This is a genomic window from Paraburkholderia sp. XV (assembly GCF_020177535.1).
Classification (GTDB): Bacteria; Pseudomonadota; Gammaproteobacteria; order Burkholderiales; family Burkholderiaceae; genus Paraburkholderia; species Paraburkholderia caribensis.
In genome coordinates this window covers 164,219-178,640 of the sequence record NZ_JAGUUD010000006.1, presented here as the reverse complement: position 1 = coordinate 178,640, position 14,422 = coordinate 164,219, and the positions used below count along the sequence as shown (strand labels likewise).

At 63.4% G+C, this 14,422-nt stretch carries 13 protein-coding genes; 12 read left to right on the top strand and 1 reads right to left on the bottom strand.

Going from position 1 to position 14,422, the window contains the following annotated elements:
• Positions 1–442 precede the first annotated feature (442 nt).
• The 9 genes from KFO72_RS05725 (at position 443) to KFO72_RS05685 (ending at position 11,485) form a co-directional block, all read left to right on the top strand.
• A complete protein-coding gene (locus KFO72_RS05725) occupies positions 443–2,722 on the top strand; it encodes an amylo-alpha-1,6-glucosidase (protein ID WP_054935151.1) in 2,280 nt (759 codons plus the stop codon).
• Positions 2,723–2,765: 43 nt separating this feature from the next.
• A complete protein-coding gene (locus KFO72_RS05720) occupies positions 2,766–3,509 on the top strand; it encodes a DUF2278 family protein (RefSeq protein WP_054935150.1) in 744 nt (247 codons plus the stop codon).
• Positions 3,510–3,645: 136 nt separating this feature from the next.
• On the top strand, positions 3,646–5,229 hold the full coding sequence (locus KFO72_RS05715) for a class I adenylate-forming enzyme family protein (RefSeq protein ID WP_225031615.1): 1,584 nt from the start codon (positions 3,646–3,648) through the stop codon (positions 5,227–5,229).
• Between the two features lie 101 nt (positions 5,230–5,330).
• On the top strand, positions 5,331–5,921 hold the full coding sequence (locus KFO72_RS05710; RefSeq protein ID WP_225031614.1) for a TetR/AcrR family transcriptional regulator: 591 nt from the start codon (positions 5,331–5,333) through the stop codon (positions 5,919–5,921).
• A 106-nt stretch (positions 5,922–6,027) separates the two neighbouring features.
• Positions 6,028–6,756 (top strand): cysteine hydrolase family protein, encoded by a 729-nt coding sequence (locus KFO72_RS05705; RefSeq protein WP_225031613.1) that lies wholly within the window; start codon positions 6,028–6,030, stop codon positions 6,754–6,756.
• A 224-nt stretch (positions 6,757–6,980) separates the two neighbouring features.
• Positions 6,981–8,204, top strand: a complete 1,224-nt coding sequence (locus tag KFO72_RS05700; protein WP_060606128.1) for an acyl-CoA dehydrogenase family protein — start codon at positions 6,981–6,983, stop codon at positions 8,202–8,204.
• A 126-nt stretch (positions 8,205–8,330) separates the two neighbouring features.
• Positions 8,331–8,675: a DUF3088 domain-containing protein gene (locus KFO72_RS05695; RefSeq protein ID WP_107201534.1), complete on the top strand. Its 345-nt coding sequence runs from the start codon at positions 8,331–8,333 to the stop codon at positions 8,673–8,675.
• A gap of 61 nt (positions 8,676–8,736) precedes the next feature.
• Positions 8,737–10,086, top strand: coding sequence for an LLM class flavin-dependent oxidoreductase (locus KFO72_RS05690; protein WP_054935144.1), 1,350 nt, complete (start codon positions 8,737–8,739; stop codon positions 10,084–10,086).
• A gap of 43 nt (positions 10,087–10,129) precedes the next feature.
• On the top strand, positions 10,130–11,485 hold the full coding sequence (locus KFO72_RS05685; protein ID WP_225031612.1) for an LLM class flavin-dependent oxidoreductase: 1,356 nt from the start codon (positions 10,130–10,132) through the stop codon (positions 11,483–11,485).
• 199 nt (positions 11,486–11,684) lie between these two features.
• Here KFO72_RS05685 and KFO72_RS05680 read toward each other — a convergent pair whose 3' ends face one another.
• Complete coding sequence (locus tag KFO72_RS05680; protein WP_054935142.1) at positions 11,685–12,875, bottom strand: porin; 1,191 nt, start codon at positions 12,873–12,875, stop codon at positions 11,685–11,687.
• A gap of 223 nt (positions 12,876–13,098) precedes the next feature.
• Here KFO72_RS05680 and KFO72_RS42010 point away from each other — a divergent pair, with 223 nt between their 5' ends.
• The 3 genes from KFO72_RS42010 to KFO72_RS05670 all read left to right on the top strand — a co-directional run bounded on the left by KFO72_RS42010 (position 13,099) and on the right by KFO72_RS05670 (position 14,362).
• Positions 13,099–13,233 carry a hypothetical protein gene (locus tag KFO72_RS42010; protein WP_263627293.1) on the top strand — a complete coding sequence of 45 codons (135 nt, stop codon included), beginning with the start codon at positions 13,099–13,101 and terminating at the stop codon, positions 13,231–13,233.
• 244 nt (positions 13,234–13,477) lie between these two features.
• The gene (locus tag KFO72_RS05675; protein WP_054935140.1) at positions 13,478–13,822 is read left to right on the top strand and encodes a hypothetical protein; all 345 of its coding nucleotides are present in this window, start codon (positions 13,478–13,480) and stop codon (positions 13,820–13,822) included.
• Positions 13,823–13,996: 174 nt separating this feature from the next.
• Positions 13,997–14,362 carry a hypothetical protein gene (locus tag KFO72_RS05670; protein ID WP_225031610.1) on the top strand — a complete coding sequence of 122 codons (366 nt, stop codon included), beginning with the start codon at positions 13,997–13,999 and terminating at the stop codon, positions 14,360–14,362.
• Positions 14,363–14,422 lie beyond the last annotated feature (60 nt).

Below are 14,422 nucleotides of genomic sequence, written 5' to 3'. Positions count from 1 at the left end.
TTTCTTTGCGGCGGCAAAGAAAAGTAGGTGCCGCCCCGCACAGGGGCGACGCATGAAGCAAGCTAACGTAACGCGGATGCCAGCACAACGGTCAAAACACCGAACAAAGAAGCACGAAGAGGCACAAAGAAATCACGCGGCTGCAAGCACAAAAGACCAACGCCACAATGAACTACTACACGCCCCCAGCGTGTCCCAGTTCAACAGGATAGCGAAGCAATTAACGCGAAAATAAAGTCGCCGCTAGCGAAACAATCCCGCCCCCCACCAGGAAGCTGAAGCATTCAGAAACCTGACCGCACGACCCGTGCCAAGCACGCCTCGCCCCCATCTTGATGAAAAAATCGTGAAGAATCGTGGCACCTGCGGCACTATCCTCTGTCGTAATCCCACGAACCTTCTACAATCACCGAAACGAAGCCACTAGCACAGGAGCAAGCTGATGCAGGATCCAGAAGCACTCGGCGGGTTGTCCCATCAGGGCGGCGTGGACTATCGCGGCGACGAGACCGACGGCGTGTTCATCGCGCCTGAAAACCTGAACGTCGCGAGCGCAACCCAGCACGTGCTGAAGTCGGGCGGCACGTTTATCGTCAACGATCCCCTAGGCGACGTCACGGGCCACGACGACGGCCTGTTCGTCAATGACACCCGCGTACTGTCGCAACTGCGCCTCACCTTCGGCGGACGCGCGCCTTCGCTGCTCTCGGGCAGCGTCAGCAGCGACAACACGTCATTCACCGCGCATCTGACCAACCGTCCGCTGCCGCCGCTCGGCGGCAACAGCACGCCGGAAGGCGTGATTCACGTCGAGCGCGTGCGTGTGCTGTCGGGCACGGTCATGAACGAAGCGATCGAACTCACCAACTACGGCACGACAGACGCCGTCGTGCCGCTGTCCATCTCGTTTGCCAGCGACTTCCGCGACATGTTCGAAGTGCGCGGCCTGAAGCGCGCGAATCAGGGCAAGGTCGAAACGCCGCGCGTGCACAAGAACGAAGTGCTGCTCGGCTATATCGGACTCGACGACGTGACGCGCCACGTGCGCGTCGCTTTCTCGCCGATGCCCGACAAGCTGCTCGCCGACCGCGCCGATTATTCGGTGAATCTCCCCGCCCAGGCGTGCGTGTCGATCTATCTGTCAGTGGCCGTGCAGGTCGCGGCGCACAAGGGCGCGCCCGACATCGACGTGCCGCAATCAACCCATACCGTCACCGAGCTGCACGTCTCACAGGTCGACGCGGCCCGGCCGCGAGTGGGCCGCACGGCCGTGCGCGCGGCACTCGTCGATGCCCACCTCGTGATGCGCGAACGGCGCCGCGCGTCGGCGCGCGTGCGTTCGAGCAACCCATTGTTCAATGCGTGGATCGACCGCTCGCAGGCCGACCTGAACCTGCTCACGACGGATCTCGCCAGCGGGCCGTATCCGTATGCCGGCATTCCTTGGTTCTCGACGCCGTTCGGGCGCGACGCGGTCATCACGTCGCTGCAGATGTTGTGGCTCCAACCCGGCCTCGCGCGCGGCGTGCTGCGCTTTCTTGCCGAGCATCAGGCGACGGAAGATTCCGCGTTCCGCGATGCCGCCGTCGGCAAGATCATGCACGAAATGCGCCGCAGCGAAATGGCGGCGACGGGCGAGGTGCCGTTCGCGTTGTACTACGGCGGGGTCGATACGACACCCCTCTTCATCGTGCTCGCGGGCGCCTACGTGGCGCGCACGGGCGACACGCAACTCGTCGACGAACTGTGGCCCGCGCTCGAACGCGCGGCGAAGTGGGTAGCGGGCGTCTGCGACCGCAATATCTACGGGCTGCTCGATTATCAGCGCGCATCCGACGGCGGTCTGGCGAATCAGGGCTGGAAGGACAGTCACGATTCCGTTTTTCACGCGGACGGACGCTTCCCCGAAGGGCCGATCGCGCTCGTCGAGGTGCAGGCCTACGCGAGCGCCGCCTTCGACACGATGGCGCAGTTCTCGATGCTGCGCGGCCTGTCCGACGACGCCGTCCGCTACACGGAGCGCGCCACGGCGATCCGCGCGTGCGTGGAAGACAAGTACTGGATGGACGATTCGAACTTTTACGGCATCGCGCTCGACGGCAAGGGCGACCTGTGCCGCGTGCTCGCATCGAACGCGGGCCACCTGCTCGCGTTCGGGCTGCCTTCGCGCGAACGCGGCGTTGCCGTCGCACGCGCGCTCGAATCGACGCTCTTCCACACGGGCTGGGGCGTACGCACGCTGGCGGCGGGCCAGCCGCGCTTCAATCCTATGGCGTATCACAACGGCTCGGTATGGCCGCATGACAACGCCCTCTGCGCGCGCGGGCTCGCGCGCTACGGCGCGAAGGCGGCGGCCGTGCGTCTGCTGCAGGCGCTCTTCCAGGCGGCCGTCAACTTCGACATGCGTCTGCCCGAGCTGTTCTGCGGCTTTCCGCGCCGTCGCGGTGAACCGCCCACGGCGTACCCCGTCGCGTGTCTGCCGCAGGCGTGGGCGGCCGGCTCGCCGTTCATGATGCTCGAAGCGTGTCTGGGCATGACCATCGATGCGCAAAAACGCGAAGTGCTGATCGAACAGCCGATGCTGCCCGAGGGCATCGACTGGATCGAGATCGGCGACCTGCGTGTCGGCGACGCGTCGGTGTCGATCACGTTCCGGCGCGTGGCGGGCAAGGTCGTGGCGTCGGCGGAGCAGGGCGATGTGCGGGTGATCGCGCTGCTGTAAGGCGATCGCTGCAATCGCCGCTGGGCCTGCGACGGAGCGCGATATGCCACAACAGAACGTCTATGTCGTGTTCAAAGGCACGCTGAAGCTCGGCGTGCCTTTTCTCGACGGCTACAAGGGCGATCCGCACTACGTGATCGTGGTCGACGATCCGGCGGGCGGCCAGTTCCGGATCGTCACGAATGTGAAATCGGACAGTTCGCTGACGGGACCCGCCGGCTATCACGTGCTGTATTCGTGGCGCCAGTACTTCGATCACCCGATGGCGGCCGATCTCTCCAAGCTGCCGCCCGGCCTGACTCAGACCGGGTTTCCGAAGCTCGACTACGTGCATGATCCGCGTCTGGTCGATCTGTCGGCCATGCGGCCCATCACGCTCGATACCGCGAACGCGCACAACGACATCAACGCGCTCGTCAACGACATGCTGCAACTGGATATGTCGGCGGCGCCCGTCGATTATCTGTATCCGGGCAAGAGCGGCAACGACATGCGGCGCGGCTGGAAGCCGGCGAAGAACGTCAACGTGTACGGCTTCGGCTTCCTGTTCGAGCCCGGGCACGACGGCTTGCACGAAACGCATATGAATCAGGGCAATCCGAAGCCGCAGCCGGGCAGCCGCGTGAGGGATCACTCGTCGGAGAACGGCGCGTTTCAGGACGGCGCGGTGATGGTCGAAGTGGACGGGCGCTTCGAGGCGCTATTCGTCGCGTTTCAGACCCAGCTCGTGCCGACCGACAACCGGGGATGGCCGATTCCCGGCACGTCGCATCCGATCCTCGACTAACGCCCGACGTTATGCGGCTGTGCGCTGCCGCCCGGGTCGCATTCATCTTTCCCGTTCTCTAATTCCCGTCTCATTCTGCAACGGCAAGATGTTCTCAACAGAGCCCGCATTCGGGACGTCATCTGAGGAGAACCACATGGAAGCCCATGCAGAAACGATCTATCGCCCGTATGTCGATGCACTACTGAGCGAGCTGAAAACGCGTGCCTATGAACCCGTCATCCGCTATCAGGGAAAAGACGTCACGAGAGGCGAGTTGCGCAGCGCGATTTACCGCTACGCGCGAGCGCTCGGCGCACTCGGCATAGGCCGTGGCGCGGTGGTCGCGCTCCATGCGCCGAATCGCCCCGATGCGCTCGCCGTCCGCTATGCGGCGAACCTGCTCGGCGCGGCCACCATGTTCCTGCCTGCGCTGGCGCGTGCCGAAAGCCGCGCGATCTTGCTGGCGCGAATCAGGCCGACGCTGCTCGTCGTGTTTCCGGAGACCGCTCATCTGGTCCGCGACGCCGTCGATCAGCGCATCGTTTCTGTCGGCTACGAGAGTCCATGGGTGCATCTCGACAGGTTCGCCAGCGTGCAGTCGGACCAACCGCTAGAAAGCCGGGCCGTGCCGCACGAGCTTGGGGTGATCGTCTCATCTGGCGGCACCACGGGCGTGCCGAAAGCGAGCCGCCGCTCGTTCGCCGCCTATTCCGCGATGGTGATGTCGGCGCGCAACGGCAAGCGGCGTCAACTGATCAATGGACCGCTCGCGTACCTGTCGCAAGTGCTGGTCGACACGACGTTGATCGGCGGCGGCAGTGTCGTGCTCGAACGGGAGTACAGCGCGCGGGCGACGCTTGCAGCGATCGAGTCTGAACGCATCACGGATGTATTTCTCGTCGAGCCTCAACTCTTCGCGATGATGGATCACCCGGACGTCGGCCGTCGCGATCTGTCGTCGCTACGCTGTATTGCGCATGTCGGCGGCTCGGCGCCCGCGGCCCTGCGGCAACGCGCGGCCCGGCGTCTCGGCCCGGTGCTCGCGCATATGTATGGCGCAAGCGAAGCGGGACTCGTCAGCGTGCTGCCGCCACCCGACTACGCGACGAATCCAGCGCGTCTGGACAGCGCCGGGCGCATCCGGCCCGGCGTCGACGTGCGCCTGCGCTGCGCCGACGGCACGCTCGCGGCCAACGGGCGCGCTGGCAGCATCGAAGTCCGGTCGGCTGCCGTGGCGCGGGGATACCGGAATCAGGCCGTCGAGAGCGCGCAGAAGTTCAAGGACGGCTGGTGCCTCACGGGTGATATCGGCTTGATCGACGATGCAGGTTATCTTCATGTGATGGGCCGTTCATCCGACGTCGCGCAAATCGATCAGCGCATCATCGGTCCCGTGCATATCGAAGATGTGCTCTGCCGGTTGCCCGACGTGCGATATGCCGTGGCATTCGCGGCGAATACCCAGGGTGGCGAACATGCATGGAACGCCGTCGTCGAGCCTTGGGCCGGACAGCGCGTGGATGTCGCGCGATGCACGCATGCCCTGAAAGCGGCGTTCGGCGAGCTGGTGGCAAACGCGGTCAGGTTGTCGGAGACGGAAGCGATACCGCTCACCGAGCAGGGCAAGGTGGACAGGATCGCGATCGAAAGGACGTTGTTCGTTCAGGCGCATGCCGGCATGGACAAGCCGTCGTTCCGTACGCGTCGGCCGATGAGCGAGCGCCTTGGCGCCCGTTGATGCAATCACATCGGCTGGGCCGGCCGAATTCGGCGGTGAAGTTGACAATAAATAGATGACCGGTTATCTTGTTATCCATCGATTCAGCGGAGATCACGAAGTTGCCACGTCCTGCCAATCCTCAAGTGCGTTCGCGCCTGCTTTCAGTTGGGCGCGACGTAGTTCACGACCGTGGTTTCAACGGCTGCGGCGTGCAGGACATCACGACGGCTGCGGGCGTGCCGAAGGGCTCGTTCTACAACTACTTCGAAAGCAAGGAGATGTTTGCGGCCGAAATCCTCGAAGACTACTGGCAGTCCATCGAGGACCGTCATGGTCCGATTCTGTACGACGCGCGAATCAGGCCGCTCGCGCGCATTGCGAAATTCTTCCGCGCATTGACGGACGATCACAGCAAGAGCGACTTCGCATTGGGTTGCCTGATTGGCAATCTTTCACTGGAACTGTCGAACGCCAGCGACGAGGCGCGCTCGAAACTTCTGGCCTTGCTTGCGCGCTGGCAAGAGGCGCTTGCAGTCTGCTTGCGCGAGGCGCAGGAGCGCAATGAACTGGACCGCAAGCAGAACGCGGACGAACTCGCGGCGATCGTGATCGAGGCTTACGAAGGCGCAGTCATGCGCGGCAAGATCGAGCAGAGCGGTAACGCATACGAGCGTTTCGAGAAGGTTGTATTGCCTCGCATGCTTCGTTGATTTTTTTGCGATTTTTATAAAGCGACCGGTCATCTATATTTGATGCGCATCCGGACTTTGCGCGGTTGCCGTATTCCCATGTTGTGACTTTTATACGGAGGGTTTTATGAGTAACGCGAACCAGGCAGCGCAAGAGAATGCAAACCCATACGCCGACCCGGCCAATCCGGCGTTGCCGCAAACCGGCTTCAAACTGGACCCCGCGAGGGCGGCACTGGTAGTCATCGATCCGCAGAACGATTTCCTGAGTCCGTCAGGGGCGAGCTGGCCGGTGTTCGGACCGAGCATCACCGAGAACAATACGGTTGCAAATCTCGGGCAACTGTTCAAGACGGCGAAACAGGTGGGCCTCACCGTGGCGATTTCGCCGCATTACTACTATCCGTGCGACCACGAGTGGCACTTTGGCGGTCCGTTGGAAAAGGTGATGCACAACATCTGTATGTTCGATCGCAAAGGGCCGAACACGCTGGAGGATTTCGAGGGATCGGGCGCGGACTTTCTTGACGAGTACAAGCCATACATTCTCGACGGCAAAACCATCATCGCATCGCCGCACAAGGTGTATGGTCCGGAGACGAACGACCTCGCGCTGCAACTCCGCAAGAAGGGTGTGTCGCAGATCATTCTCGCCGGCATGGCGGCGAATCTTTGTATCGAATCGCACTTGCGCGAGTTGATCGAACAAGGATTCGAAGTTGCCGTGGTGCGTGACGCGACGGCAGGTCCGCGATTGCCGGACGGCGATGGCTATCTGGCCGCGATGATCAACTTCCGTTATCTCGCGCACGCGCTGTGGACGACGGAGCAGACGGTGCGGGAACTCACGTCCTGATCGGACCCGGACGAATCCGGTGCGCAGCGTTTGCTGCGCTTTCGCTGCTGGATCGTCGCAAAGCCGAATCGGTTTCTTCATTGCACTCACGCGAATAACGTAAGCGAAAATCGGTCGTTAACCGGGAAAGAAGCCGTCCCTATACTGGCACGCTCATTGGTCGACAAAACGTCGACGTCCGGCATGTTCATGCCGGTCCGCATGTCCAGAACAAGGAACCACGAATGCCCGCTCAAGACCTCACGGATCGTGCCGCACGTGCACGCCTGCAGACGACGCTCGCCGGCTTGCCCGCGCTAGCGAAAGCCATCGGCGAAGGCGCGGCGTCGCGCGAGGCGCAGCGCGAGTTGCCGGTTGACGGCTTCGCGCTGTTCCGGCAATCGGGGCTTGGGCGTTTGCGGTTGCCCGTCGAGTGGGGCGGCCTGGGCGGCTCGCTCGAAGACGTGTTCGACGTGATAGCCACGCTCGCTGCCGGGGAAAGCAACCTCGCGCACGCGCTGCGCATTCATTTCGACCAGACCGAGTCGTTGCTGCTATCGCCGCGCACGGCGTTCAACGCGTTGCAGATCGAGCGTGTGGCCGAGGGCGCGATTTTCGGCGGCGCGTCGACGGAGCTGGGCACGTCCCGTCCCGGCGAGATCACGACGCAACTGCGCCGCGATGGAGAGCACTACCGGTTGAGCGGCCGCAAGTACTACGCGACGGGCACGGCGTTCTCCGACTTCGCGCGGCTGAACCTGCAGGATGAGAACGGCAATCCTGTGATCGCCATCGTGCCCGTCAAACGCGAGGGCTTTCGCGTGCTCGACGACTGGGACGGAATGGGCCAGCGGATGACGGCAAGCGGCAGCCTCGAATTCGACAACCTGCTGGTTCTCGCGGACGAAGTCACGCCGCGTGTGCAGACGACCCTGGCCGGCCGTCACGGCGGCGCGCTGCGGCAGTTGCATCTCGTCGCAGTGGGCGCGGGCATCGTGCGCAACGTCGTCGCGGATGCGACGAATTACGTGCTGCGGCATGGCCGTCCTGCACTGCACAGTCCGGCGCCCTCGGCGCGCGAAGACGCGTTCATCCAGCAGGTGATCGGCGATCTGACGGCACACAGCCATACCATCGACGTGCTGGTGCGCGACAACGCGCGCGTGCTGGAGCGCTCGTCGCAGGCGATCCGCAATGGCGAGCCCGATGCGGAGGCACGCGTGCTCGAAGGCGCGCTTGCGACGGCGCGCACGCAGCTGATCGTCAGCAAGCTCGCGCTGTATGCGGCCGAGCGCATGTTCGAAGCGGGCGGCGCATCGGCGACCTCGCGTGCGCATAACTTCGATCGTCACTGGCGCAATCTGCGCACCATCTTCAGCCACAACCCGCTATTGCACAAAGCGCGCGTGATCGGCGATTACGAGTTGAACGGCGTGACGACGCATCTGACGGAAGGCCGTGTTTTCTAGGGCGATTCGTACGCGCGAACGCGCATAGCGCGCCACGACATATCGATGTGGCGATTTCTTCGTGGCGGCGTGCAAGCGCCGCATTCGACAATACCAGCGTTACGTTCCAATCAGGTGCCTCGCGCGATGAGCCGTGATCTTCTTCTGTTGCTCGAACCCGGATTTACCGATCCCCGTTATCCTGGCGAACGCTTCATCTGTCCCGACGGCGCGCCCATCGAAGGGCTGCTCGCCAGCGACCCGGCGCGCGTCGCGCGGCTCGACGTGCGGCGCGTGCCGTTCGAGCGTCCGCGCGAGGCCGTCGTCGAAGCACTCGACGAAGCGCATCAAGGCTTGCCCGTGCTCGTGCTGGGTGACGAGCAACCCGCCCCAGCCGATGCGCAAACGCTGGGTGACCGCCGCTTCATCACCGACACGCGCCGCATCCTCGATCTGCTTGCCGAGCGGCACGGCTTTCCGAAAGTGCATTGACGCATCAGTGAAAGCATCATGAGTGCGCGTCCAGGCGCACCCGACACAGCGGAGAATTTCGATGAGCCGTAACACGGCACCGGCGACGCCGCGCCAATTGCATCTGAACGTGAACATCCTGCATTCAGGCTTCGTGCCTTCCGCGTGGCGGCTGGCGGACGCCGACCCGCGCGCCTTCGTCGATGTCAATCACTATGTGCGCGTCGCGCGGATCGCCGAAGCGGGCAAGCTCGATGCCGTGTTTCTCGCGGATAACGCCGCGATCGTCGACCAGATCGATTTCCGCCCCATCACCGCGCTGGAGCCGACCGTGCTGCTCGCCAGCATCGCGGCCGCGACCACGCACATCGGCGTGATCGGCACGGCATCGACGAGCTATAACGAACCGTACAACATCGCGCGGCGTTTCGCGACGCTCGACCATGTGAGCAACGGACGCGCGGGATGGAACGTCGTGACGACGGCGGATCTTGCATCCGCGCGCAACTTCGGCCGCGACGCCGTGCCGGACCATGCGCAGCGTTACGAGCGCGCTGCCGAGTTCACCGAACTCGTAAAGGCGCTGTGGGACAGCTGGGAGGACGACGCGTTCGTCGGCGACAAGGCGGGTGGCCGTTTCGTCGATGTTTCGAAAGTGCATCCCGTCGCGCATCGCGGGCGGCACTTCGATGTGCAAGGTCCGCTGAATCTGCCGCGCTCGCCGCAAGGGCATCCCGTGCTGGTGCAGGCGGGCGGTTCGCCCGATGGCCGCGATCTCGCCGCGCGCCACGCGGAAGCGGTGTTTTCGGCGTCACAGTCGTTCGAGGAGTCGGCGGCGTACCGGCGCGATCTCAACACGCGCGCAGCCGCATACGGGCGGCCCGGCGTGAAAGTGCTCGCCGGTCTCACGACCATCATCGGCGCGACCGAGGCCGAGGCGCTGCGCCGCCGCGACGAACTGGTCGATCAGATTCCGTGGCGCTACAGCCTGAACCGCCTCGCGGGTACGCTGGGCATCGACGCTGAGCGCCTGAAACTCGACCAGCCGTTGCCCGACGATCTCGCGCTGCCCGGCGGCGGCAACGGCAACCATACCTTCTTTCACGCGACCCTCGCGCAGGGCCGCCGTCACGGCTACACGGTGCGCGAACTGATCCGCTCGCTGGCGGGTGGCACGGGGCATCGCGTGATCGTCGGCACGCCCGAGCAGATCGCCGACGATATCGCGCACTGGTTCAACGGCGGCGCAGCGGACGGCTTCAATCTGATGCCCGATGCGTTGCCGGACGGTCTGCAGGACTTCGTGGACGGCGTCGTGCCGATCCTGCAGAAGCGCGGCCTCTTCCGCACCGGCTACGAAGGCGCGACGCTGCGCGAGCACCTTGGGCTCGCGCGTCCCGACAATGCGCGGCTATGGCGCAAGAGTGCCTGAGTCCACGCCCATTCACGCCCATCCACGCCTATTCTCTCCAGTCATGAGTTCACGCAAGGGTCATCTTCGCCTCGGCGCTTTTCTCTATCCGACGGGGCATCACATTGCCGCATGGCGGCATCCCGACTCGCTGGTCGACGCCGGGCGTGATTTCCGGCACTACGTGCAGCTCGCGCAGGCCGCGGAGGCCGCGAAGTTCGATCTGGTCTTTCTCGCGGACGGCGCGGGCACGCGCGGCGACAACGTCGATTTTCTGAGCCGCACGGCACACAGCTATGTCGCGCAGTTCGAGCCGCTGACGCTGCTGTCGGCGCTCGCTGCCGTCACGCAACGGATTGGTCTGGTGGGAACGGCATCGACGACCTTCAACGAGCCGTATCACATCGCTCGCAAGTTTGCGTCACTCGATCACATCAGTGGCGGGCGCGCCGGGTGGAATCTCGTCACGTCGTCGAGCGCGCACGAGGCGAAGAACTTCAACTTCGACGAGCATCTCGCGCATGCGCGGCGTTATGAGCGCGCGGTCGAATTCGCCGAGGTCGTAGAAGGTCTGTGGGATAGCTGGGACGAAGACGCGTTCGTGCGCGACAAGGCATCGGGGCGCTACTTCGATCCGTCGAAGCGCCATGTGCTCGACCATCGCGGCGAGTTCTTCAGTGTGCGCGGGCCGCTGAACGTCGAGCGCTCGCCGCAGGGCCGGCCCGTCGTCGTGCAGGCGGGCTCGTCCGAGGCGGGCAAGGCGCTGGCCGCGCGCACGGCGGAAGTGATCTTCACCGCGCAGCAGACGCTCGACGATGCCGTCGCATTCTACGCGGACGTCAAAGGCCGGATGGCGGCGTATGGCCGCGAGCCGGACGATCTGAAGATCATGCCCGGCGTGATGCCGATTGTCGGCGTGACGGAAAGCGAGGCACGCGAAAAGTTCGACGCGCTTCAGGCGCTGATCGATCCCGCCGTGGGGCTCGCGCTGGTCTCGACGGTGACGGGCGGCTTCGATTTGTCCGGCTATCCGCTCGACGGCCCGATCCCGGAACTGCCGGAAACCAACGCAAGCAAGAGCCGCCAGTCGCTGGCGCTCGAACTCGCACGGCGCGAAAACCTCACGATCCGCGAACTGTATTTGCGCATCGCGGGCGCGCGTGGACACTGGCAACTGGTCGGCACGGCGGAGCAGATTGTCGATGCGCTCGAAGAGCGCTTCGTCAACTACGGTGCGGATGGCTATAACGTGATGCCGGCGCTGCTGCCCAACAGCCTCGACGATTTCATCCGGCTCGTGCTGCCGGAACTGCGGCGACGCGGGCTGTTCCGCAGCGAGTACGAAGGGCGCACGCTGCGCGAGAACCTCGGTTTGGCGCGGCCCGTTTCGCGCTATGCACGCGAAACGGCAACGTCTTGACCTGATACGTGTGACGGCGCGCGTCAATTGCTGTGGCAGCGGGGCGGCATTGTGCGCTCTGGCTCGCAACGCGTCCGTTGATCTGCGATGAACGCGTCTTCGCGCTCGATGTGTCGACGCAGGCGCATTGTCGAGCGCGCGGAATCGAGTGCTTGCGTCACCCGCCACGGGTGACGCATTCGAGCCCATACCAGAACTATCAGAACTTCACGCGCACACCCGAGAACACTGCGACCTGACGGTTCGTCGATGAAGCCGTGCCGGCGTCGGCAATCGCGGCGATCTTCTGATAACCCGTGCCGACGCGTGTCGATGCATCGCCCGCTGCGAGTTGATACGCCGCCGACAGATAGAGGTCGGTGCGCTTGGACAGCGCGTAATCGACACCAAGCGTGAACTGGTGCCAGCGCGGCTTCAGGTTCGCGCCGTTGGTGCCGGGCAGATTGGTCGCGCGTCCATCCGTGTAGGTGTACACGCCGATCAGCGTCAGCGCGGGCGTGAACAGATAGCGCGCGTTCAGATCGTAGTTGTTGAACTTGCGCGACGAGCCGTCGCTGTAGTCGAGCTGCGTATGGCTCCATGCGAAGCCGAATGTCGCCGCGCCGAGCGCGTAGCTGGTGCCCGCTGCGGCGATCTGCTGACGCACGACGCCGCCATTCAATCCATAGAAGAACGCGCCGCTGTAGTCGTCGCCGGAGGTGGTCGATGCGCCGCCGATCGCGCCACCCGTGTTCGATGCGGCGTTCGGATGATTCAATACGTTATAGCCGCCGCCGATCGAAAACGGACCGTTCGTGTAGTTCGCCGCCACGCCCCATGCGCGGTTGTTGCTGAAGCCCGTGCCGTTGCTGCTATTCGCCTGATTGCTGAATGCGTAGAGACCGTCGACGGTGAAGCCCGCAATCGTGTCGCTGCGGAACTTGACTGCATTGTTCACGCGGAACGTCTGGTTCAGATTGTCGTTATCGCCGATGTGCGTGGACGGCGACCAGAAGCCCGGGCCTGCATACTGCGAGACGAGATCGGTCACAGGCTCGTACTGCCGGCCAACCGTCACCGTGCCGATGCCCGTCTTCTGCAGGCCCACGAACGCCTGGCGGCCGAACAGACGTCCGCCTTGTGCCGCTGTGCCGTCGTTCGGACGAAAGCCGCTTTCCAGTGTGAAGACCGTCTTCAGTCCGTCACCGAGATCTTCGGCGCCGCGCAAGCCCCAGCGGCTGCCGTTGAGTTTGCCGCTGGTCTGCTGAATGTTGCTCGCGCCTTTCTGGTTGTTGGTATAGGTGATGCCCGCGTCGACGAGTCCATACAACGTGACGGCACTCTGCGCATGCACGAGCGCGGGCGATGCAGCGACAAGACTTGCGGCGCTGGCCAGAACAACACGCTTCATTGGATTCCCTTTTTTGTAGAAGTCACATGGTTAATAAGGAACCCGATGCTATTAGGGAGAACACTCAACACGAAGCAACTATTTCTACTTTGTTATCCGCATGCAATGCGATTTACAACGGACTTTCGCAGTGAAATGCAGATCAGCCGCATAGCGGATTACGTTATGGCATGGTGGCCGTCTCTCCGGACTCGCAACTTCAATCGATATTCATCGAGGTTCCATGATCGATTTCTCCGCCGTGGCGGCCGTGTTCTCGGCTTATGTCGTCGGCGTCGCGCTGTTTCTGTCGCATGAGGCCGTGTCGGGCGCGTATGCCGCGCACAGGAATAGATCGACCGCGCATGCGGTGCCGTGATCGTCGCGCTCGGCGTACGACAGGCGCTGCGCTGACCGGGCGGCCGGTTTGTGTTGGCGCAAGAAGGGACGCTCATCAAATCGGCGGGGGCGCAAAAAGGGGTAGACTTTCGGCTAGGCACGCTGAACCGGGTGCGACGGGGCGCTCATCGGAGTCGACCCGTCTGCCATGTGCGCAGGTTGTTTTCGGTGCAAAAGCACATACGTCCTGAAGACAGGCCGAACAGAATCGAGGTCCACAACCCATGCTCAAACCCGAATTCAATGACGCGGGCAGCGCGCGTCCAGAACTGCTTTGCTACCTCGTGGCCATCGCGGCAGCGTCGTACGCGTTGACGCAGGAATGGCGCGTCGATCATGTCGTCGAATGTTGCCGCCGCTGGCTCGCGAAAAACGATGTGAAGATGGATTGGCTCGACCGCGTCAGAATCGGCCAGTTCGCGTTGAAGATTGCCAGCAAGGATCTGCTGGATGCGGGCATCGCCGTGCGTCTGTCCAGCGTCAATGCGCTCTTTACGAGCGAGATGGAATTGAACGAAGCGAGCACGATGGTGCAACGGATGATGTCGTTGTGTCAGGAAGCGCTTTGAACATGTTCCTGGCAAACGCTCGGCAGACGTCGGGCTGAATTGGGAGCGTGCACCGGGCGAACACTGTGTTGCAACTTCGATAGCTGATCGCGAGACGGGGCCAATTCATACTTCGCAATCGTCGCGCACCGCATCGTGCAGGTGCGAGCATTCAGCTTAGAGGTTGTCGTGATTATGTCTGGAGTCAACCAAGTCCTGTCGGCGCTGGTCGATCTGATCAGGCAACAGGTGAGAGTCGTGGCGCGGCGGCGCGCCGCAAGTGCAGCGATCGTCGCGCTCGTGCCCTTGCTGATGCAGGCGTGCGCGAGTTCCAGCCCGGTCGTCGAGACGGGCGATGCAGGGCGATACACCTTGCACGCATCGGCGGCGGGCGGTAACGCGGCGTGGGCGAGGTCTCACAAGGCAGTCATGCAGAGCGCAAGCAACTTTTGCGCGCAACGCGGCGAGGTGCCAAGCGTCGTGTCGGAGTCGTCCAGGGGCGTGCGGGCGCTCGAAACCCACGAGGCGCAACTCACGTTCGAATGTCACCCGCACTTTTGACGGACCAATCCATCAAGCCGTCAGATCAGGCGGAAAGCTAAGAATGCAACGGGCGTAAGC

What these genes read in the sequence shown, in the direction of transcription:
- KFO72_RS05670 (WP_225031610.1), top strand. Translation starts at nt 13,997, where the DNA reads ATGTCTGGAGTCAACCAAGTCCTGTCGGCGCTGGTCGATCTGATCAGG.
- KFO72_RS05715 (WP_225031615.1), top strand. Translation starts at nt 3,646, where the DNA reads ATGGAAGCCCATGCAGAAACGATCTATCGCCCGTATGTCGATGCACTA.
- KFO72_RS05725 (WP_054935151.1), top strand. Translation starts at nt 443, where the DNA reads ATGCAGGATCCAGAAGCACTCGGCGGGTTGTCCCATCAGGGCGGCGTG.
- KFO72_RS05705 (WP_225031613.1), top strand. Translation starts at nt 6,028, where the DNA reads ATGAGTAACGCGAACCAGGCAGCGCAAGAGAATGCAAACCCATACGCC.
- KFO72_RS42010 (WP_263627293.1), top strand. Translation starts at nt 13,099, where the DNA reads ATGATCGATTTCTCCGCCGTGGCGGCCGTGTTCTCGGCTTATGTCGTC.
- KFO72_RS05720 (WP_054935150.1), top strand. Translation starts at nt 2,766, where the DNA reads ATGCCACAACAGAACGTCTATGTCGTGTTCAAAGGCACGCTGAAGCTC.
- KFO72_RS05675 (WP_054935140.1), top strand. Translation starts at nt 13,478, where the DNA reads ATGCTCAAACCCGAATTCAATGACGCGGGCAGCGCGCGTCCAGAACTG.
- KFO72_RS05685 (WP_225031612.1), top strand. Translation starts at nt 10,130, where the DNA reads ATGAGTTCACGCAAGGGTCATCTTCGCCTCGGCGCTTTTCTCTATCCG.
- KFO72_RS05700 (WP_060606128.1), top strand. Translation starts at nt 6,981, where the DNA reads ATGCCCGCTCAAGACCTCACGGATCGTGCCGCACGTGCACGCCTGCAG.
- KFO72_RS05680 (WP_054935142.1), bottom strand. Translation starts at nt 12,875, where the DNA reads ATGAAGCGTGTTGTTCTGGCCAGCGCCGCAAGTCTTGTCGCTGCATCG.
- KFO72_RS05690 (WP_054935144.1), top strand. Translation starts at nt 8,737, where the DNA reads ATGAGCCGTAACACGGCACCGGCGACGCCGCGCCAATTGCATCTGAAC.
- KFO72_RS05695 (WP_107201534.1), top strand. Translation starts at nt 8,331, where the DNA reads ATGAGCCGTGATCTTCTTCTGTTGCTCGAACCCGGATTTACCGATCCC.